The organism is Enterococcus sp. AMC1157 (assembly GCF_058216555.1).
On record NZ_CM177099.1, the window covers coordinates 1,708,441 to 1,728,504 of the forward strand.

Below are 20,064 nucleotides of genomic sequence, written 5' to 3' on the forward strand. Positions count from 1 at the left end.
CCGTTTAAAATAAAAAGATTTCTTGAATTATTTTTATTGACTAAAGCAATCGGTTGCGTTTATTATGGACGTATCAATATGAATTATCTAGGAGGCAAATCATGAAACAAATCAAACGTCTTTTTCAAATCGACCCATGGAAAATCAAAACGAATCAACTAAACAAAAATGAACTACGTCTACAAGAGTCCCTTACTAGTATCGGAAATGGTTACATGGGTATGCGTGGCAACTTTGAAGAAAGCTATTCTGGCGACCATCACCAAGGAACATATCTTGCAGGGGTTTGGTATCCGGACAAAACGCGAGTTGGTTGGTGGAAAAACGGCTACCCAGAATATTTCGGTAAAGTAATCAACGCCGTGAATTTTATCGCAATGGATCTACTGATTGATGACCAACCAATCGACTTAGCGACACACCAGCCAGAAGATTTTTATCTAGAATTAGATATGAAGAACGGGCTACTATCACGTCAATTTACGATCACTACTGACACAAATAAAGTACGCTTTTCTTTCGAACGTTTTCTAAGTATATCTAAAAAAGAAGCTGCGTTTATTCACTTGACTGTTGAAATGCTTGAAGGCACAGGTACAATCAAGCTTCGTTCAAAATTAGACGGAGATGTTCAAAATGAAGACAGTAATTATGAAGAACATTTTTGGTTGCCAATAGCTGTCGGTTCAAAAGAAGCGATTGGCTATTTAACTACCGAAACAATCCCTAATAACTTTGGAATTGAAACTTTCACTGTAACTTCTGCCATGCGTCATTTAATTGATGGTGAGCTAGCTTTACCAACATATGAAGAAACTGAATTGACTTTATCAGCAACATTCACCAAAACATTACAAGCTGGCGAATCGTTCACTATTGATAAAGAAGTCATTGTTTTAACCAGTCGCGATGTCGAAAAAGAAAAACAAGTTCAACGAGCAATCGAGATGCTTACTCAGCTTGATCAAACCTATGCACAAGAAAAATCAGATCAAACAGCAGCATGGGCAAAACGTTGGGAACTGGCTGACGTTGTCATCAAAGGTGATGATGAAGCACAGCAAGGAATCCGTTTCAATCTTTTCCAACTATTTTCAACTTATTATGGAGAAGATCAACGATTGAACATCGGACCAAAAGGATTTACTGGTGAAAAATATGGTGGTGCAACTTATTGGGACACTGAAGCTTACGCTGTACCACTTTATTTAGCTTTAGCTAAACCAGAAGTAACAAAAAACCTTTTGAAATATCGTCACAACCAATTGCAACAAGCTATTCACAACGCGCAACAGCAAGGATTAAAAGGCGCACTTTATCCAATGGTTACCTTCACAGGTGTCGAATGCCACAATGAGTGGGAAATCACTTTCGAAGAAATCCATCGAAATGGCGCGATTGCTTATGCTATTTATAACTATACAAATTATACTGGCGATCAAGAATACTTGAAAAAAGAGGGCTTAGAAGTCTTAGCTGAAATCGCACGTTTTTGGGCAGATCGCGTTCACTTCTCAAAACGACAAAATAAATACATGATTCATGGAGTTACTGGACCAAACGAATATGAAAACAATATCAATAACAACTGGTACACGAACACGATTGCTGCTTGGGTCTTACGTTACACAGCTGAAAAGTATTCTGAGTTCAAAAAAGAAGCGACTGCAACGATTTCTGACGAAGAGTTAGCGAAATGGACAGAAATTGCCACAAACATGTACTTCCCGACAGATCAAGAATTAGGAATTTTTGTACAACATGATACTTTCTTAGACAAGGATCTACAACCAGTAACAGCCCTTTCTCCAAATGACTTACCTTTGAATCAAAATTGGTCTTGGGATAAAATTTTACGTTCTTGCTTCATCAAGCAGGCAGATGTTTTACAAGGAATCTATTTCTTCAATGATCAATTCACAACTGAAGAGAAACGTCGTAATTTTGATTTTTATGAGCCAATGACCGTTCATGAGTCATCTCTTTCTCCAAGCATCCATGCCATTTTGGCTGCAGAATTGGGGATGGAAGATAAAGCAGTTGAAATGTACCAACGTACTGCACGTTTAGATCTGGATAATTATAATAATGATACCGAAGACGGGCTTCACATTACTTCAATGACCGGCAGTTGGTTAGCGATCGTTCAAGGTTTTGCGCAAATGAAAACAGACCACGAAACATTAAGTTTTGCACCATTTTTGCCTAAAACTTGGGAAGCCTATTCTTTCCATATCAATTATCGGAATCGTTTGATCTCTGTTGTTGTTGATAACAATCAAGTCACTTTCACTTTACTAGAAGGTGAACCGTTAACTTTCGTTGTCTATAACAAAACCTATGAATTAGCAAATACACTATCTCTATCACTTAGAAAGGAAGATGAAAATGTTTAAGGGAGTTTTATTTGACCTAGACGGCGTTATTACTGATACAGCTGAGTATCACTATCACGCTTGGAAAAAACTTGGTGAAGAAATCGGTATTTCAATTGATCGCTCATTCAACGAGCAGTTAAAGGGTGTTAGCCGTGAAGACTCTTTATCTTTAATGCTACGTTATGGAAATAAAGAGAACGATTTTACAGCTGAAGAATTTGCTGAGCTGGCTCAAAGAAAAAACGATTATTACTTGGAAATGATTCAAGCAATTACGCCCAAAGACGTTTATCCGGGAATTTTAGAACTACTAGCAGACTTGAAAACAGCAAAGATTAAAATCGCTCTTGCTTCAGCAAGTAAAAACGGGCCTTTCTTACTTCAAAAAATGAACTTAACTTCTTATTTCGACGCAATCGCAGATCCTGAGAAAGTTGCTCATGGTAAGCCAGCACCAGATATTTTTTTGCTGGCTGCTAAAGAAGTAGGCTTAACAACAAAAGAATGTCTTGGTATTGAAGATGCGCGAGCTGGAATCCAAGCAATTGTGGCGAGTGGCGCTCAACCCGTGGGCGTTGGTCAAAAGAAAGACCTGGGTGAAAATATTCCAATCGTTTCTGACACAACCGAATTAACACTAGCTTACCTTAAAGAAGTGTGGCGAGAACATGAATAAACCGAACATCCGCGTTACACCAATTACTCACAATTTAAAAAAAATCACTTTGAAGAACGACTTTTTAACAGTCGTTCTTCTCAATTATGGCGCTCGTCTTCATCAAATATTTGCACCTGACAAAGAAGGAAACGTTGAAAACATCTTGTTAAGTTATGATAACTACGAAGATGTTTTAGCTGATAAAAGCTTTTTTGGTGCAACTGTCGGTCCTGTCGCGGGGAGAATCCGCGACGGCAAATGGAAAAATCACCAACTTGAAAAAAACAATGGCACACATCACATTCACGGCGGAACAAATGGCTGGTCTTTTCAATATTGGGACATCGAAATTTTTGAAGAACCTGATGCAATCGGCGTGGTCTTTTATTTAAAAGATACTTTTTCTGGTTACCCAGGCCCAATAAAAGCTACCGTAACGTATCGTTTACAGAATAATCAGCTTGAAATGACCACGAAAACAACCAGTAACGTGACCACCATTACTAATCCAACCAACCATGCTTATTTCAATCTTTCAGGTAATGGACAAAGAGATATTTTAACGCATTCTTTGACGCTAAACACCTTAGGAATGTTGGAGTTAGATTCTGACAAATTACCCACAGGAAATTTACTCGAAGAAAGCGACTTATGTATAAACTTCAAGAAAAAAAATTCGCTAAAACAAATTCTCGATGCTTACCCAGTTGGTTTGGATGATGTTTTTTTATTACGTTATCCTAAAGTAACTAAACCTTCACTTCTTCTAGAAGAAAAGCAATCAGGTAGACAGATGGCTGTAGCAACTTCTAACAAAAGTGTGGTATTATTTTCTACGACTGGTTTTCATGCTGATTTTAAATTGAATGGTCAGAAAATGCATTCAAACTACGGATTAGCTATTGAACCACAGGAAGTACCCGACATCGTTCACTTTCCAGAATGGGGATCTATTACACTACATCCTGGTCAAGAACGCGTTACCCAAACAATTTATCAATTTATGACTACCTCATAGTTACAAGAGAGGCGTGGCAAAATAATAGCTATCACTGTAAAAGATGTCGCAAAAAAAGCAGGCGTTGCTACTTCAACCGTTTCGCGTGTAATCAACGATCACCCAAGCATCTCGGAAACAACCAAGAAAAAAGTCCGTAAAGTGATGGATGACCTTGGCTATGTTCCAAACATGACTGCCAGAAATCTCGGAAAGCGGACATCCAATGCCGTTGGTGTTATTTTGCCCCCACTGGATTCTAAAGAAAGACTTGGCAATCCGTTCTATCTTGAAATTATGGAAGCAATTAATGACGAAGCTCGGCTTTATGACATGACAACAGCGATTGCAACAGCTAAAAGTTTTGAGCTTTTGCTCGAGAACGTCAAACGCATGCACCTCCAAAAGCAAGTTGATGGCTTCATTCTCGTTTATTCAGATAGCGCTGATCCAGTGATTGAGTATTTATACGAGAACCAGATTCCGTTTACCTTGATTGGACAACCTTATCAACATGAAAATAATATTGTTTATGTCGATAACGACAATCAACTACTTGGAAAACAAGCAACCTATTTTTCGTTTCAAACATATCTTATATGTACAATAAATAGTTAGAAATTAACCATCTATTTAAGCATAATCAATATTTTTTCAATTAAATTGCATAATAAATCACTTTTGAAACAATTCTAATATGTGAAAAAAGAAGTAATGATGATAGATTTGATAATAATTAAAAAAAACTGGCTAATCCGCTTAAATGGATTAGCCAGTTACTTATTATTTTTCTATAGGATACTTAATAGTATTCTTAAGTAGTTTTTCTTCGATGATTCCTTCCACATCCAAATTTAGATTAGATGCCAACATCAATGAATAGATCAGCACATCTGCTAATTCTTCTTTAATATTTTCTAAGTTTTCAGCAATTCCTTCATCAGAAGACACCCACTGGAAATCCTCCAATAACTCTGCAGCTTCAATCGAAATAGAAATAGCCAAATCTTTTTCCCTATGTTCATGGTTCCAGTTGCGTTCTTCTCTGAATTTATTTACTTTGTTAGTGATTTTTTCTAGTGACAATGGTGGACCTCCGATTAAATAAAATTTTTAACTAAATCTTTCAACAAAATTAAAGTTTTTTGCGTATATATTTTATGAGCTGATTGATTTCAATCTTGTTGATCTTTTTCTTGTTTTAGTGTATAATTGCTTTAGTCAAAACGAAAGGATGTTCGCTTCACATGACAAAAAAATTAAATGTTCTAGAATTGTTTGCTGGCGTAGGTGGATTTAGAGTCGGTTTAGAACATTCCAACCCAGACTTATATGTTACAAAATGGGCTAACCAATGGGAACCATCAAGAAAATCTCAAGATGCTTTTGAAGTTTATGATTACCATTATTCAGAAAGCGACAATATTAATATTAGCATTGAAGAAATTTCAGATAAAACTTTTTCCGAAATGAATGCCGACATTATCGTTGGCGGATTTCCCTGTCAGGACTACTCTGTGGCAAGAAGTAAGAAAAATGAAATGGGGATTGAAGGAAAAAAAGGCGTACTATTTTGGCAAATTATTCGAGCAACACGAATTATTCAACCAAAATATCTAATTTTAGAGAATGTGGATCGGTTATTAAAAGCTCCTTCTAAACAAAGAGGACGGGACTTCGCTATTATGTTAGCTGCATTCAATGAATTAAACTACTCGGTCGAATGGAGAGTAATTAATGCTGCTGATTATGGAAGGAGTCAACGACGTAGACGTGTATTCTTCTTTGTCTATAGAAATGATACTCCTTTTGCACAGAAAATTGAAAAGAAATTTGAGAAAAAAAATGACCTAGATTTATTCGATGAGATTCATCGATATGATGAGTATATCTATCGTGAAGGTCTATTTGCTCGTCAGTTTCCGATTAATAATACACCTTATAAAGGAAGATATGCTTCCTATGAACTTCCTGAAGATATCGTGCAAATCTCGAATGAATTTTCCGGAACTGTATGGAATACAGGCATTATGCGTAACGGAAAATATTATACAATCGATACTGAGCCATCAAAAAAAGAAAAACCCATCGCTCTTGGAGAAATTCTACAAACAGAAGATAATATTGACGAAAAATATTACGTGACAGATACTCATAAACTTGAAAAATTTAACTATCTTCGTGGGCCAAAAAAAATAGAGCGTACTTCTGTTGATGGTCACACATACACGTTCTCAGAAGGCGGAATGTCTCCTTATGACGATCTAACATTACCAGGTAGAACCATGCTAACTTCTGAGGGTTCTGTCAATCGCTCAACACATTTTCTAAAGATAAATAATCGTTATCGACTGCTAACACCTATTGAAGCTGAAAGATTACAAGATTTTCCAGATGATTGGACAAAATTCAAAAAGCTATCTACCGGAGAAGTTGTAGAAGTCAGCGATAGAATGAGAATGTTCTTTATGGGAAATGCCTTAGTTACAGAAATTGTAAAACGCATTGGCGATGAATTACAAAACCTACAATAAGATTTCTTATTGTAGGTTTTGTTATATTTACAGTAAGTCGGATATTTGAGACAGGACATAATCATTGTTTAGCCAAAAACATTGTTTGGTCATCCAATCATCAGCGTAGCTAATAGGTTTATTACGCCATTGTGCAGGTACTGGAAGCTGATCAGCATTTGAATTATTTTCTTCGTAGGAAGCTACACTCGCATGAGGTCTCACATGGATAATTCTTCGCTCTGTTTTTTTAATAAAATTATTCTCTACTCGACTGCGCTTAATATTATAAGAAAGCTCTACTCCATCGTTCAAAGACTGAACCGTTTCTTCCCACGCTGCTTTCACTACCCCATCTAAGTCATGTTCAGGCATTGTCCAAAATTTAGCACCTTTAAAAATATAATCTCCATCTTCCTGCTCTTCAAAAACCACGAACAAAAATTTTGCTACATCTAATAAATCTCTAAGAGTGGAGTCTAACCATTCTTCTCTAGCTAATTCTTTAAATTTAAAGGCTGGGAAACTCATGCTCTCTCTGATATTACCTTTAGTACTGATACGAATGGTCTTTAAAGTGATGTTTGCTTTAATAAACTCTTCCGTTCTTTGCAAATTTCCATGAATACCTAACATTCGACTAGTAATCATTGCATTTACAGCTTTTGGTAACTGACCTTTTTTAGTTGGTTGAATTCCAAATTGTTTTACCAGTTTACTAACTGATTGTTCTTTATAACGATTTAACCGTTTTAAAATAAAGTGTTCCAAAGTTTCATTTTCAAGAATACGAATATCTTTAACAACACTCTCTACTGTCGAATAATCCGAATCTTCCTCAAATACCTCTCCTGGTAAAAAAGGGCTAACCCTGATATTTGGATTTTCATCCTTACCAAATACATATTTTCGCAAAATATAAGTCATGTAAGTACTTTTTAGAGAATAGGCTCGTTGCATCGCTCTCGGTGCTTCTAATCGTGAATGCTGGTCTCTCAAAGAGTTCTTATTAGCTCCTTTAGAACAAGCTCCTAGATACATAGTTAAACCTTCCGATAATTCATGTGCTTTGCCTGCTTTAATATAACCATGAATTTTCTCCCAATCTTGCCTAATGATTAATAAATCTTTTCTAGGATATGTAAATAAGACCGATTTCAGCAGTTCCCATTCTAACCACGACTTACTCTTATCATATCCATAAAAGCCTAATTCCATATATCTATTTTTCTTCCAAAAGGAGCTTGTTTCAAATTCTTTATCAATTTCTTCAATGAAATTGATAATGTTTAAAACTAAACGTTCCTTAGCTGAGGGACCATTTTTGGTCATTTTCACCCCAGTAGCTTTTAATTCTACACCAGCTTCTGGTAAATCTGCTCCTGCAATACTATTTTTTTCAATACCAAACCAAGATTCCCAAGCATCCCCTACTTGAGATTTTTTACCAGAAATTTTCATATCCATCTCTCTTACTAAATCAGAAACTGGTTTTCCTACAGCTTCTAAACCTCTATTATGAACTTTTTCTTTTGTATTATAGAGTGACGACATATTTAAACCACCTTTCTGAAAAATCAAACAATTTCTATAAACTCTAAATCATTATTAGAGGTAATTTTATATTTAAAGAGTCTCAGATTCTTCCAAGTTCTATTCATAGCAGGTTTGTCTTTAGTAAAATTCCTCAACGCAATTTTTTTACTCTCTTTGATGACTTCATCCGAAAATTCGTATCCAACTATATATGCTTCAATCATTTCAAAGTCGCCGTGAGCGTATTCTTGGTTGATCCAATCAACATATTTCATAACTTGATTTAGTACTTCAATTCCGACAAAATTTCTTTTAAGCTCCATTACTAAATACTTACTAATCGTATTATAGCCTTGAATGTTCCTGTATCCAAATATATCCATTTTATCCATATAATCAATAGGTTTGAAAGGGGAAGCTATAACTTGATGACTTAAATAATCCCAATTACCAAAAGGATAGTCATTACTCATTAAATATGAAATCATAGCTGCTTCAAAACCCATTTCTCTTCTAAAGGAATCATTATTAATGATATCTTTAGTCTGACTAATAATTTTTTTTGAAGAAATATTAAGCATTGTACTAGAAATACTTTCTATTTTATTGTGTAGTTCATAGTTAAATACCTTATTTCCATCTGTACTATTTAGAGCCCTCTGATTTTCTCTAAGAAGTATGTCAAAGAGAGCTTTGTCTTCGATTTCATCAACTTTAATGAATGAAACTTTCCAAAATGCTCGTAACATTCGAAAAGCTGATGGATTAGAATGTAGGACAACGTCCATATCCAGTCCTTTAACAAAAAAAGATGGATCTGGTTTAAATGTGCATATAAATCTAATATTTTCATTTGGAATAATCATTTTTTCAGTGCTTTCATTAGAGTATCTTGCAAAATCAGCATCTTGAAAATTAAGTATCTTACAATCATGATTTCCCAAATTTACTAATCTACCAACACCATAAATCTTTCTTTTTCTAAAAAAATAAATATGATCTCCGGGCTTCATAGAGTAGTAATCAGCTAATGTTCCTTCTATTGTACTACTCCATTGCTCATTTTTTATTTTTAGTTTAGTCCCATATACTCCTTTAGAGATATAGTTAAGTAATTCAGATTCACTCATATCTCCCATAGAAATAACATATCCTGCCATTAATTTCTCCCATCCAAAGCTTACTATTTAGCTCATGTTTCTGCAGTAATTAAGTACAGCTTGTTTTTATTATAACGTAAAAACCTTTTCAATATCTAGAAAATTTAATTTCAAAAATTTATGATTCAAAATAACTTATTTTATCCAAAAAACCACTCCAACATCTCTGCCAAAGTGGTCATACTATCTATCTAATTTTCCCCTCACAACAACCCACTACTCACAAATCGCCAGTAGCGTCGCCATCTGTTGTTAGTGATATCTGTGGAATGGGGACATTTATTTTGTTTTTTGCGTTTTTGTTTTTCAATCGTAATATCATGAAGGTATTGAAGGTTGGAGTAAAATTCTTTCTTTTCAAGATCTGGTTCGTAGTGAATTTTTCCTTCGATATTGCCTCGATGATTGAGCGCTTTTCCATAGACACTTCTTAACAAGACAAATTCACTGACATTGGTCTTAAATAATGGTCGTTGTTCGTCTTTGTTTAGAGATTGAGTAATGTAATCATAGACACTACTTGGTGAAATATACCCTGATTTATTTGCAGCTGCACCTGCTAGGGCTCTGCATAATAAAGTGGTAAAACGCTCCTCCTCTTCTTGATATTTTTTGTAAGAGATAAGTAAGGTTGTCCCTTCACTAATTTGTAAATTTTCAGATACAGGAGTGGTCCCTTCCATAGAAATCGAATGAAACAAGTCTAAGATGATAATTTTGTTCTTTGCTTTGGATTTATTGGATAACATGAGTAAATCATCTGTAGAAACACCATCAATTGCGCGCAAACAATCGGAAGTAATTATATAACCTGTTTGATGATCGAAATATCCATAACCACTATAATAAAACAAAGCTGTTTCTGTTGCTTCTAAAAACAATTCCATTAAGCTAATTTTTAAGTGCCGTCCTGAAAGACGGGAGTTCTCTTCTTTACCAATCATTAAGGAAGTGGAAAAATTTTCTATTCCATTACTATTCTTTTTTAAAAGTGCTTCCACACGTTGAGCATCCGAAACACAGGTCGGCAACATATTTCTCGTATCATAATAATTAAGTCCCACAATAAGAGCTTTTCTCATCTTCCTCACCTCTTAACTTTTAGCTCAATCTAATTATATTCCTAATTTACACTATACAGAAAAACTTTTCGGAAAAACAAAAAAACGTCGCATACAACATACATGTTCGTATACGACGTAATTATTAATTATTTTTCTAATTTAAAGTCAACATTAAACATTTTTTCAATATAGCGGAGTAAATCGACATTCATCTTATAATGCTGATTGGAAGATAAAAACTGGCAGACTTGTAACGACTGATGTACTTTTTCAATCCCTTTATTATTCCCTCTAATCGTATCCCAAACCCCATTTAACAGTAGGCGCACGTTTTTTTCAAAATACATGTCCTCTTCTAAATAAAATTCGCCTAATTTCTCTAAATATTTCCAAGCAAAGGTTCGTTGGTTGTGTTGAATAAAATAAATGACTGAGTTAGATAACATACGAAAACTTTCACTTCGTCCTTGTCGACTGTCCTTGTATACTGACAAGCTAACTAAGGCTCTCTCCAAAATCATTTCAACAAATTCAGGCGTAAAAGCATACATACTATTATTAAACAAAACAAGTTCATATCGTGTCCAAGTTTGAGCATTGATTAAATATTGATACACACTAGAATTTTGAACGTCTACTTGCTCATTATTCAAACGAGCAACCATCATCTCACATAGACTAATCAAGTGCTCTTCTCGTTTAGAAAGCATACTCTCTTTATCACGGCAAAAGTCAGCAATCCGCTGCAATTCTTCGGTGTCTCGACTCATAAAAGCAACAATCATTTCTTCCATCATTCGTTGGATAATGTTGGTTTCTTTCGGATAATTGAAGATTTTCAATTCATCATAATCTAAGTTAATTCGTTGTAGAAAATAGGTGAATTTTGTGACAGTTGTATCGGCCGTATTTTTGACAAAGCGCTCATAAACGGATCGACTGACTTCATCACCACAGACTTCGTTAATTGATATTCCTTTTTGCCTTCTTACTCGATCGACAATTTCCCATACTTCCATCTCTTCTCTCTCCTTTACTACCTCCCATCCCTCGAAAACGACGAAAAAAATTTTTTTCCGCTATATAGTGAAAAAGTTTATCCTATTAGAGTTATTATCTAATTAAGGAAAACAACAAACTACTAAACCGAGGAGGTGAGCACTATGTGGTGGTGGCTTTTTCTAAATTTCTAAACCAGATAGTCTCATAAGGGAACCATATAATTAAATTCTATATTTACGCAACAATCATAACACCAAATAAGATATAGTTCATCTTTTAAGACAAAAAAAGTGCTATCCGAGGATAGCACTTTTTTGCATTAAATAATATAAAAAGGATTACTAATTGCTAATCTTTTTTCAGTCTTCCCCTTCCCTTTTCCAAATAATTCTACTCGGATATAGCCTTTTTCTAGCTTTACAGGGATGGTTATTTCTTTGCCTTCTTGAATGGCTTCACAGCCAAGAATCCTATCGTTAAGCCAAATAACTGCATGTGTAACTTCAAAACCAAACGTTCTTAACTTCGCTTGTTCTGTAGGAAAAGCTGTTAATTTTAATTGGGCCTCACCCTCAGTTACCTCTTGTCCCATGTGGTAGATTTCTTGCCCTATTTGTAGAAAAATAGTCATTTTTACACCTAAAGTAATATAAAAGTTGCCTACTTTTAGACTTGTCAAAATGGCTTCCTCTGACTCATTTTCAGCACCGACATAAGTTAAGGCGGTATTATCTGTCGCTTCCTCCATGTGATGCCAATCTCTCCCTGCACTACAAGAAATACGATAGCCTTGATTCAATAAATCGATCCACAGTTCATACGCTTGTTGGCTACGGAAATCATCATCAGGATTCAACCGATTCCAAACTTCAATAAAATCAACTAAATGATAATCTTCAATATGAAAATCCCAATGACAACCGGTACAAATGGGACTGCCGATCGAAAAAGGATGGGCAATTCCAGCTATTCCTCCTGCAGCTTTCACTTCACGCAAAGATTCGTCAATTGTATCCACGGTTGCTTTGCGCCAATCGACCACTCGATTCGCACCAATCACCAATAAATGACCAAAAAACGTGGTCCATTCCATACCGGGCAAGACTAATAAATTTTTGGTATCCAATGTGGGTACTTCATCCACAGGTGCCATCGTATTGTGGTCAGTAATTGCCAATACGTCATAACCAAAAGCATTGGCTTCGTTCAATAATTCTTGGGTAGAAAATCCACCATCACTATGACGGGTATGGGCGTGTAATTCTGTCATATAATAGTTCATGCTTCCAGCACTCCTCTCACATCTAAATGAACAGAAACTTCTGAGCGCACACAGTGTAGATTTAATTGAATCTCCCAAACACCTGCTTTAATTTCATGAGGGATAAATCCTAAACTGCTTTGTTCTGGTGCAACACGAATAGTTTGCTGGGTTTCTTTGTTATGACGGCAACCAATGTATTCACTCTCACAAGAAAGCGAAACAGTGATTAAATTAACCAATGGCAAAAATTCATCCACTGCTGTTTCTGGAAGATTATAAAGTGGCAATGCCTCACGAATATACTCTTTTGCTTGCTCAGTCGGAACTTCTTGCGGACCATAGGAAAAGTTAATTTCCAAAGCTTGATAAGTGTGATCAAGTTCAAGCACAATTTTCCGATGAGTTTGATGATCTTCGGGAACTAGTGCAATTTTTTTGTTTAGTAATTGTTCTTTCAAAGTGACATCTCCTTTTTAAAAAATAAGAAAAAGACTAGTCTCAAACCCAAGGGGGAGGTTGGCGACTAGTCTTGGAAAAAGCTACTTTTTCTGTTTTAAATTACTCGCAATATAAAAACTTGCGGATACAGAACATATTAGGAACATAATCACCGACAGAGCCGCTGTGCGCTCATAGTCCATGTAACTGTTAAATTGATCGTACAAAGAAATTCCAAGCATTTTCGGATGATTTCCTCCCATTAAGAAAGGTGTCGTAAAGGAGCCAACATTCCCCATAAAGACAAACGTCATGGCAACTAAAATTTCTTTGTAGGTCACAGGTAAAATAATCTTTTGGAAAATCAGCCAATGATTGCCACCGATATCTCGAGCAGCTTCAATCGAGGAATCTTTAATCGCTGACAAACTGGCTAGAATTAATAGAGACACAAAGGGGATATTAAACCACAAATTCATCAACACAATCCCTGTCTCATTAAACATCCATCCCAGTTTAATATCATAACCAAGAAGTTGACTGATACGATTAATTACACCTGAATCACGAATAACCATAATAACTGAATAGACTGCCACGAGTCCGGGAATAAATCGTGGAACTAGGTTTAGCGTACTAATTATTTTACTCGCACGAGAATTACTAAAGCGGATGTATAAGGCTAACAAGTAACCAAAAACAAGCGCTAAAACGACGGTAATTACCACAATTTTTAAAGTATAGAACAAATTATCTAACTGAATGGGATCGGTTAAAAAATATTGATAATTTGCCCATGTAAATGCCTTGGTTTCCCCATCTTGAAAACTTCTAACAACTGTCGTCAAGATAGGGTAGACAATAAATAAAACAACAATACTAAAGGCTGGCAAGATTAAAAGATATGGTAATAAAACTTGTTGAATCTTTTGGGTATTGATAGTTTTAGTGCGTACTTTGTGAGTTGTCGTTTCTTGTTGAAGGGCCTCTTTGCTAATCATTGAGGTAAAGTCCCAATCTTTTGATCCCATTCTTCGTTTAGTTCACTTCCAAGATTACCAATACTGATCGTACGGAAAGATTCGATGTTTAATTCTGATAAATATTTTGAATTATCAGAAGAAACGTTGGCACTGTCAATTACTGGAATAGCTGCCATCGCATCTAATAGGATTTGTTGCGCTTCTTCCGTTAAGAAGAAGTTCATTACTGCTTGAGCACCTTCAGGATTCGAACCAATACTTGGAATTGCTAAACCGTCTACGTTTCCAGTAAATCCAGGATCAATTTGTGTCATTTTCACTGACTCTGATAACGTCCCATTAGCTAAGTTAGTAATCATCATATCTGCCCAAGTTGGAATCATATCGACTTCCCCATTGATTAATAAATCTAATGTCCCTTGGTTTTTATTGGGATAAATTACTTTACCACCAGATTGATACATAGAATCATGTAATTCAGCTAATAAGTCAAAGCCTTGGTTCCATTCTGCTTTCCATGTTTCATCAGTAGAACTCATTGCTTCTTCCGGTAAGAAGTTGTAGATCGCTGTTTGAACAAATGAACCACCGGCACCACCAGAGCCTGGTGTATTGTAAGAGAAACGTCCCGGATTGTCTTTAATCCATTGATACAATTCATCTGCCGTTTGCGGCGGATTAGCTACTTTGTCAGAGTTGTATGCCAATACAACAGTTGTTCCACGGTAAGGCACTAAAACACCTTCACCTGTTGAAATTTGTGTTTGTACATTCGCTAAATTAGGAATATTGCTTTCATCATAAGCAACGAATACATCATCCCCACCTTCTTGTACATAAGTGCCATATTCTGCATCAGAAACTAAAATCAAATCGTAATCCGTATCTTCTTGGTCGGCTTTTTTTGCAGCAATAATACGATCACTTAAACTTTGTGAGCCAGCACCTGACATAATGAATTCTAATTTTAGCTGATAGTCATCACCTTTTTCACTTTCGTTAAAAGCCGCTACCACTTGTTCCATCCCAACTTTTACGTTGTCTGAACCACCTGCCCACAGTGTCACGGTTGTTTTACCGTCTGCTGCTGCCTCATTATTTGAACCACACGCTGCTAAAAAAGTTGTTGCCAAAGTTGCTGTCATACCAAATGTTAGCCATTTTTTCCAAGTTTTCATGATAATCCTCCTAATAGATATCGTGTTTTAATAGATTTTAAATTTATTAATCGTAAAATGGATTGCTTGTTGTTTTTGATAATTTTTTGCGTCTTCTTTATTGATATAAAGCTTCATTTGTTGATTATTATGCGTTACATAAACAACTGAATAATGCCCAGCATTCATAATTTCTTCAATCGTTCCTTGATACTCACCTGCAACATCCGATAGCGTCACGTCTTCGGGACGAAAGGCTTTGACTTGTTCTCCCATAGGTAAGAAATTCATCTCACCGATAAAAGAAGCCGTATAACGATTGATGGGATTTTCATAAATTTCTGATGGACTGTCGATTTGAGCGATTTTCCCTTTTTCCATTACGACAATTCGATCGGACAAAGACATTGCTTCTTCTTGATCATGGGTCACAAAAACGATAGTTACTTTAGTTTCTGCTTGAATTCGTTTTAACTCTTCTCGCATTTGTTGGCGAATTTTGGCATCCAATGCTGAATAAGGCTCATCCAATAATAAAACAGCAGGCTCTAACAAAAGTGAGCGACCAATCGCAATCCGCTGTTGTTGTCCTCCAGATAATTGGCTCGGGTATTTTTTCTCCACGCCAGGTAATTTCAGCAAAGCCAACATGTCTGTAATTTTTTGTTTCATTTCAGCTTTGGAAAATTTGCGAATTTTCAAACCAAAGGCTAGGTTTTCGTAAACAGTCATATGACTCCACAAATTGTAGCCTTGAAAAACCATACTTGTCGGACGCTTGTCTGCAGGTAATTTGGTAACATCTTGGTCATCAATTAAAATCTGACCCCCGTCAATCGGTTGAAAACCGCCCAAGCAACGTAAAATGGTACTTTTCCCACAGCCGGATGGTCCTAGCAAAGTCAATATTTCTCCAGAACGAATGTCCAAATCAATATTTCGGATGCCGTCACCATTGTCATAAACTTTTGAGATATTCGCTATTTTTACTTTTACATCATTCACTGGTTTAAGACTCCTTTAATGTATTAAATTTATTCGTATTAGAGTGAAATTCCTCTTGAGAACAAATCTTTTCCAAAAATTTTCCGAACAATCCATAATAAGATAATCGTTGGAATGATTAATAATAGTGAAAAGACTGCTCCTGCCATCGGTGGATAATCCAAAATCACACCGTACATCGATGTCGCCATCGTTTTGATTTCTGGAAAACCGACTAATAATGTTCCTTGCGCTTCTTCTAAAGAACCTAAAAAAGTATACATCGCTGATACAGCAATTCCCGGCACCGCAGCTGGTAACGTAATCTTCATAAATGTTCTAAACGGTCCCGCACCGACATCTCGAGCAGCTTCTTCTTGTTGGATATGGATATTTCGGAAAGAACTTGAAGGAATCCAAATCATAAAAATCATCGTGTTTAAAATATGCACAATGATCACCCCAGCTAAAGTTCCCATTAAATTAAAACGATAAAATAAAATTCCCAAAGCCGTGTACAAACCAATTTTAGGAAAGGCATTTGATAGTAAGAAGGAAAACATGAAAAAGCTTTTCCCTTTAAATTCAAAGCGTGCCAACGCATAGGCTGCTGGAATACAAATCAGCATTGAAATCCCTGTTGCTAATAAAGCAATAAAAAAGGAATTAAAAATCGACTGAATTAGATTGTTTTGAGCAAAAATGTATGCCCACCATTGAAAGCCCCATTTTGTTGGTAACACATTCGGTACTTGATATTGTTCCGCAAAAGCTAACATAAATGTATTCAGTAACGGTCCATAGAAAAAAAGTAAAAAGATAGAAAAAATCAGTGTGTCAAAGAAAAATTTCTTACCAAAACTATGATACAGACGTTTGGGATTTAGATATTTCATCCGCTGTCCTCCTTTGTAAATATGCCCACGCTTGACGTGATGTCACGTTATAAATATTTTTAGCAACTAGTTCTTCGATTCGGTTTAAATCATTAACTGTCCACAAGGAAAAATCTACCGCTAATGCTTGTCCTGTTTCGTAGATTTTTTCTGTGAAAAGTTGCTCGGGCATATTAATAATTTTTGCCCCTTGTTTGGCTAGATGTTCCATTCCTTCAATCACAGTCTCTTCATCCCATTCAGCATAAGACTTCCTAAGATCAACGGCATTTTCAATGTTCATCAATAATTGAGTGGGCCATTTTTTCAGATATTTTGGATCGACATTACCACTTAATAAAATATCTGACCATTTATTGTGACGTTGGGCTAATTCAAATACCCCTATTTCTAAGTTCGATTCTTTTAAATCACAATTTAGTTTTAAAGACGTGCCTTTCATCGCTGTTAAGAAAGTATTGAGCGAAAGATAGTCTTCTCCAACTACTAACTGGTCATGGTTTAATACCAATTGTCCGCGAGAATTTTTTCTCACATCAATTTCTAGAGCATCAACTGGCTTATCTCGAAAAAATTCTACAAAACGTAAACTATTCTCTTCTGTCTGGTCACTTCCTGAATGTGCAGTGATATATGTCATGGATTTTCACATCCTCCTTACCTGTATGATTGTAGAACTTGAATATTAATTTTGAAGCAAAATCCTGTAAATATGATGTAAAAATAAAAGGAGATATGTAAATTTTCTGAAAATAAATAGATTCTTATCCATGGAACATTCAAATTTTTAGATGAAAATTTTTTCCTACCAAAAAAACAGTTGCAGCGTAAGAATTTTCTCTACGCTACAACTGTTTATATTTTTTCTTCAATTAATTTTTCGGTTGCTAATAAATATTGCTCTAATTCTGCTCTCGTTAGATAAGGAACTCTGCCATAAAATACATGATCAATAATTTCCACATCAATACTATTAAACAACCATTCCGATGTTAGTGTTTTAATCGCGCGTGTCAACTTGGTATCTTCACCCTCGATATTTTGTGGCTGACCCGTGGGTGTTAAGAATAATGCTCGTTTACCCGCAAATCGTTTTTTAGGCTCATCCGAAGTAAAACTATAAGCAAAACCATGTTGAAAGACACGGTCAATATAACCTTTCATGATTGCCGGCATCCCATTCCACCAAATAGGGAATAGATAAATCAGCACATCACTTTCTTCAATTAACGCTTGTTCTACCTGAACATCTTCTGGATAATCGTCATTTTCACGAATAAATTCTCCTTGATTTGTATGTATCATATCCGGTCCATCTAAAATCGGATGAAACTGCATTTGATACAAATCTCTGACTTCCACTTCTATCTTTTTCTTTTCTAGCGCATTGACAACTCTCTCTAATAAGGCATAAGAAAAATTTTCTTTTCTTGGATGTGCATAAACAATTAAAGCTTTCATACGAACTCCCTTCTACTTGCTATTTGTCATTTGTTTAACAAAATCAACAATAATTTCGGCGGTAATTCCCCAAATCGTTTCTCCATTCACTTGATAAACGTAAATTTTACGGTCAATATTGCCCCATGGTTCAAAATAACGCTCCGGCAAATTCAATTCTTCAGCGGGTAAATAAACTTCTTTTTCACCAGAATCGCCGTTTATACTATAGGGATGAATCAGTATCTTACTATGATACTCTTCTGGCTGATTGTTCATAAAATACGAAACCGGCACCGTATAAATCTTCTCCACCTCAGCAGGAGAAATTTCTAACTCTTCTAAAGGTTGATGAAAGACACCTACATATGGATAAATCATCGCTCCAGTAGGAATTAAAACTATTTTTAAATTCCCCAAAACCTCTAACTTCTCTGGCTGACAACCTAATTCTTCACAAGTTTCACGAATAGCCGTTACTTGGGGAGTTTCATCAGTCGGATCAATTTTCCCACCTGGAAAACAAATCTCGCCACCTTGTCGAATGGTTGCGGCACGCTTTTCAAAAATAAAATGATATTCGTCCTCTATCAAAATGAGTGGGACAAACACTGCAGACTGAAAAAAATTTTCCAATCCACTCAATTCTTGATGAAAATTAAATCTAGATTTTAAATGGTTTAGTTGTGATTGATTCATAGTTTCCCTCTTTGCAAAATATGGATGGTTTTATTATAACTAGGTTTTGATGAGAATCAAAAGAAAAATGGAAAAACTTTCTTAAATCAATAAGCTAAAAATTTGTAAAATCAGAATATCGAAAATTATTGAACGATCACCACTAATCAACACCTTAATTTCAACTCTCATTACCTCCTCCCTCCAACAAATTGACAATCGTTTTCATACATGATAAGATGCTGTTAGAGTTAGGATTGTGACTTCAATGAAGGCAAGACCTAAGCCAAGCGACTAATTGTAGTGGCTTTGTTTAGGTCTTGCCTTTTTTGTTGTACCCAATAATAAAATCGAGGAGGTGAAACAATGAAAATCGCCAAAGTATTGAATAACAATTTGGTTTTTTCGAAAAATAGTAATGGTGAAGATATTATAGTTGCTGGGTTGGGAATAGGATTTCAAAAAGTCAAAGGTAACGAGATTGATCAAGAAAAAGTCGAAAAAATCTTCCAAAATGTGGCTAAAAAGGAAAGCACAAAACTCATTCAAATGTTGAATGAGATACCTATCACTTACTTCAATTGCACTGAAGAAATTCTTAGACAAAATCAAGGTTTTTTTGAAAATAAAACAACTAACTCGACTATTCTTTCACTTACGGATCACATCTATTTCCTAATCAAACGTATCCATAATGAACAGTATCTACCAAATCAATTCGGTTGGGAAATTCAGCGCTATTATCCAAAAGAATATAAAATTGCATTGCATTCATTAGAAATTATTGAAAAACATTTTCAAGTAAAGATTCCTGAAGAAGAAGCTAGTAATCTAGTTTTGCATTTCATGTCTATTCAATTAGAAGGTCATTCTATACGATATAGAACCCAAATATCAGTTATCTTATATTAATTTT

General features: G+C 35.5%; 19 protein-coding genes and 1 pseudogene. 6 read left to right on the forward strand and 14 right to left on the reverse strand.

Annotated elements, in window-relative coordinates; genetic code table 11:
* Positions 1 to 101: 101 nt before the first annotated feature.
* The 4 genes and pseudogenes from AC4BBX_RS08155 to AC4BBX_RS08170 all read left to right on the forward strand — a co-directional run.
* Positions 102 to 2,396 carry a glycoside hydrolase family 65 protein gene (locus tag AC4BBX_RS08155; RefSeq protein ID WP_490453386.1) on the forward strand — a complete coding sequence of 765 codons (2,295 nt, stop codon included), beginning with the start codon at positions 102 to 104 and terminating at the stop codon, positions 2,394 to 2,396.
* Complete coding sequence (gene pgmB, locus AC4BBX_RS08160; protein ID WP_455322071.1) at positions 2,389 to 3,054, forward strand: beta-phosphoglucomutase; 666 nt, start codon at positions 2,389 to 2,391, stop codon at positions 3,052 to 3,054. Before AC4BBX_RS08155 ends, pgmB begins: the two co-directional genes overlap by 8 nt.
* Positions 3,047 to 4,054, forward strand: a complete 1,008-nt coding sequence (locus AC4BBX_RS08165; protein ID WP_455322070.1) for an aldose epimerase family protein — start codon at positions 3,047 to 3,049, stop codon at positions 4,052 to 4,054. Before pgmB ends, AC4BBX_RS08165 begins: the two co-directional genes overlap by 8 nt.
* Positions 4,055 to 4,078: 24 nt before the next feature.
* Positions 4,079 to 4,612 (forward strand): annotated as a pseudogene (locus AC4BBX_RS08170) (LacI family DNA-binding transcriptional regulator); the annotation flags it as partial.
* 204 nt (positions 4,613 to 4,816) lie between these two features.
* Here the strand turns inward: AC4BBX_RS08170 and AC4BBX_RS08175 are convergent.
* The gene (locus AC4BBX_RS08175) at positions 4,817 to 5,119 is read right to left on the reverse strand and encodes a nucleotide pyrophosphohydrolase (RefSeq protein ID WP_490453387.1); all 303 of its coding nucleotides are present in this window, start codon (positions 5,117 to 5,119) and stop codon (positions 4,817 to 4,819) included.
* Positions 5,120 to 5,280: 161 nt separating this feature from the next.
* On the opposite strand from AC4BBX_RS08175, the gene AC4BBX_RS08180 reads away from it, so the two are divergent.
* Positions 5,281 to 6,567 (forward strand): DNA cytosine methyltransferase, encoded by a 1,287-nt coding sequence (locus tag AC4BBX_RS08180; protein ID WP_490453388.1) that lies wholly within the window; start codon positions 5,281 to 5,283, stop codon positions 6,565 to 6,567.
* Between the two features lie 27 nt (positions 6,568 to 6,594).
* On the opposite strand, the gene AC4BBX_RS08185 is transcribed toward AC4BBX_RS08180, so the two are convergent.
* From AC4BBX_RS08185 to AC4BBX_RS08245, 13 genes are all read right to left on the reverse strand, one after another.
* On the reverse strand, positions 6,595 to 8,100 hold the full coding sequence (locus AC4BBX_RS08185) for a Sau3AI family type II restriction endonuclease (protein ID WP_490453389.1): 1,506 nt from the start codon (positions 8,098 to 8,100) through the stop codon (positions 6,595 to 6,597).
* Positions 8,101 to 8,123: 23 nt separating this feature from the next.
* A complete protein-coding gene (locus AC4BBX_RS08190) occupies positions 8,124 to 9,242 on the reverse strand; it encodes a hypothetical protein (protein WP_490453390.1) in 1,119 nt (372 codons plus the stop codon).
* A gap of 203 nt (positions 9,243 to 9,445) precedes the next feature.
* Positions 9,446 to 10,324: a caspase family protein gene (locus tag AC4BBX_RS08195; protein WP_490453391.1), complete on the reverse strand. Its 879-nt coding sequence runs from the start codon at positions 10,322 to 10,324 to the stop codon at positions 9,446 to 9,448.
* Positions 10,325 to 10,452: 128 nt separating this feature from the next.
* On the reverse strand, positions 10,453 to 11,325 hold the full coding sequence (locus AC4BBX_RS08200; RefSeq protein WP_490453392.1) for an Rgg family transcriptional regulator: 873 nt from the start codon (positions 11,323 to 11,325) through the stop codon (positions 10,453 to 10,455).
* 302 nt (positions 11,326 to 11,627) lie between these two features.
* A complete protein-coding gene (locus AC4BBX_RS08205) occupies positions 11,628 to 12,590 on the reverse strand; it encodes a CehA/McbA family metallohydrolase (RefSeq protein ID WP_490453393.1) in 963 nt (320 codons plus the stop codon).
* The gene (locus tag AC4BBX_RS08210) at positions 12,587 to 13,030 is read right to left on the reverse strand and encodes a hypothetical protein (protein ID WP_490453394.1); all 444 of its coding nucleotides are present in this window, start codon (positions 13,028 to 13,030) and stop codon (positions 12,587 to 12,589) included. The genes AC4BBX_RS08205 and AC4BBX_RS08210 overlap by 4 nt, the downstream gene beginning before the upstream one ends.
* An 81-nt stretch (positions 13,031 to 13,111) precedes the next feature.
* Complete coding sequence (locus AC4BBX_RS08215; RefSeq protein WP_490453395.1) at positions 13,112 to 14,011, reverse strand: ABC transporter permease; 900 nt, start codon at positions 14,009 to 14,011, stop codon at positions 13,112 to 13,114.
* On the reverse strand, positions 14,008 to 15,171 hold the full coding sequence (locus AC4BBX_RS08220) for an extracellular solute-binding protein (RefSeq protein WP_490453396.1): 1,164 nt from the start codon (positions 15,169 to 15,171) through the stop codon (positions 14,008 to 14,010). The genes AC4BBX_RS08215 and AC4BBX_RS08220 overlap by 4 nt, the downstream gene beginning before the upstream one ends.
* Before the next feature lie 27 nt (positions 15,172 to 15,198).
* Positions 15,199 to 16,155 (reverse strand): ABC transporter ATP-binding protein, encoded by a 957-nt coding sequence (locus AC4BBX_RS08225; protein WP_490453397.1) that lies wholly within the window; start codon positions 16,153 to 16,155, stop codon positions 15,199 to 15,201.
* Between the two features lie 38 nt (positions 16,156 to 16,193).
* Complete coding sequence (locus AC4BBX_RS08230; protein ID WP_490453398.1) at positions 16,194 to 17,030, reverse strand: ABC transporter permease; 837 nt, start codon at positions 17,028 to 17,030, stop codon at positions 16,194 to 16,196.
* The gene (locus AC4BBX_RS08235; protein WP_490453399.1) at positions 16,996 to 17,670 is read right to left on the reverse strand and encodes a glycerophosphodiester phosphodiesterase; all 675 of its coding nucleotides are present in this window, start codon (positions 17,668 to 17,670) and stop codon (positions 16,996 to 16,998) included. Before AC4BBX_RS08235 ends, AC4BBX_RS08230 begins: the two co-directional genes overlap by 35 nt.
* A gap of 215 nt (positions 17,671 to 17,885) precedes the next feature.
* Positions 17,886 to 18,491, reverse strand: coding sequence for an NAD(P)H-dependent oxidoreductase (locus tag AC4BBX_RS08240; protein WP_490453400.1), 606 nt, complete (start codon positions 18,489 to 18,491; stop codon positions 17,886 to 17,888).
* A gap of 12 nt (positions 18,492 to 18,503) precedes the next feature.
* Positions 18,504 to 19,169, reverse strand: a complete 666-nt coding sequence (locus tag AC4BBX_RS08245; protein WP_490453401.1) for an NUDIX hydrolase — start codon at positions 19,167 to 19,169, stop codon at positions 18,504 to 18,506.
* Positions 19,170 to 19,514: 345 nt separating this feature from the next.
* On the opposite strand from AC4BBX_RS08245, the gene AC4BBX_RS08250 reads away from it, so the two are divergent.
* On the forward strand, positions 19,515 to 20,060 hold the full coding sequence (locus tag AC4BBX_RS08250) for a PRD domain-containing protein (RefSeq protein WP_490453402.1): 546 nt from the start codon (positions 19,515 to 19,517) through the stop codon (positions 20,058 to 20,060).
* Positions 20,061 to 20,064 lie beyond the last annotated feature (4 nt).

Excerpts from the sequence above, each read along its gene's own strand:
- AC4BBX_RS08155 (WP_490453386.1), top strand. The coding sequence starts at position 102 with ATGAAACAAATCAAACGTCTTTTTCAAATCGACCCATGGAAAATCAAA.
- pgmB (WP_455322071.1), top strand. The coding sequence starts at position 2,389 with ATGTTTAAGGGAGTTTTATTTGACCTAGACGGCGTTATTACTGATACA.
- AC4BBX_RS08165 (WP_455322070.1), top strand. The coding sequence starts at position 3,047 with ATGAATAAACCGAACATCCGCGTTACACCAATTACTCACAATTTAAAA.
- AC4BBX_RS08180 (WP_490453388.1), top strand. The coding sequence starts at position 5,281 with ATGACAAAAAAATTAAATGTTCTAGAATTGTTTGCTGGCGTAGGTGGA.
- AC4BBX_RS08185 (WP_490453389.1), bottom strand. The coding sequence starts at position 8,100 with ATGTCGTCACTCTATAATACAAAAGAAAAAGTTCATAATAGAGGTTTA.
- AC4BBX_RS08190 (WP_490453390.1), bottom strand. The coding sequence starts at position 9,242 with ATGGCAGGATATGTTATTTCTATGGGAGATATGAGTGAATCTGAATTA.
- AC4BBX_RS08195 (WP_490453391.1), bottom strand. The coding sequence starts at position 10,324 with ATGAGAAAAGCTCTTATTGTGGGACTTAATTATTATGATACGAGAAAT.
- AC4BBX_RS08200 (WP_490453392.1), bottom strand. The coding sequence starts at position 11,325 with ATGGAAGTATGGGAAATTGTCGATCGAGTAAGAAGGCAAAAAGGAATA.
- AC4BBX_RS08205 (WP_490453393.1), bottom strand. The coding sequence starts at position 12,590 with ATGAACTATTATATGACAGAATTACACGCCCATACCCGTCATAGTGAT.
- AC4BBX_RS08215 (WP_490453395.1), bottom strand. The coding sequence starts at position 14,011 with ATGATTAGCAAAGAGGCCCTTCAACAAGAAACGACAACTCACAAAGTA.
- AC4BBX_RS08220 (WP_490453396.1), bottom strand. The coding sequence starts at position 15,171 with ATGAAAACTTGGAAAAAATGGCTAACATTTGGTATGACAGCAACTTTG.
- AC4BBX_RS08230 (WP_490453398.1), bottom strand. The coding sequence starts at position 17,030 with ATGAAATATCTAAATCCCAAACGTCTGTATCATAGTTTTGGTAAGAAA.
- AC4BBX_RS08235 (WP_490453399.1), bottom strand. The coding sequence starts at position 17,670 with ATGACATATATCACTGCACATTCAGGAAGTGACCAGACAGAAGAGAAT.
- AC4BBX_RS08240 (WP_490453400.1), bottom strand. The coding sequence starts at position 18,491 with ATGAAAGCTTTAATTGTTTATGCACATCCAAGAAAAGAAAATTTTTCT.
- AC4BBX_RS08245 (WP_490453401.1), bottom strand. The coding sequence starts at position 19,169 with ATGAATCAATCACAACTAAACCATTTAAAATCTAGATTTAATTTTCAT.
- AC4BBX_RS08250 (WP_490453402.1), top strand. The coding sequence starts at position 19,515 with ATGAAAATCGCCAAAGTATTGAATAACAATTTGGTTTTTTCGAAAAAT.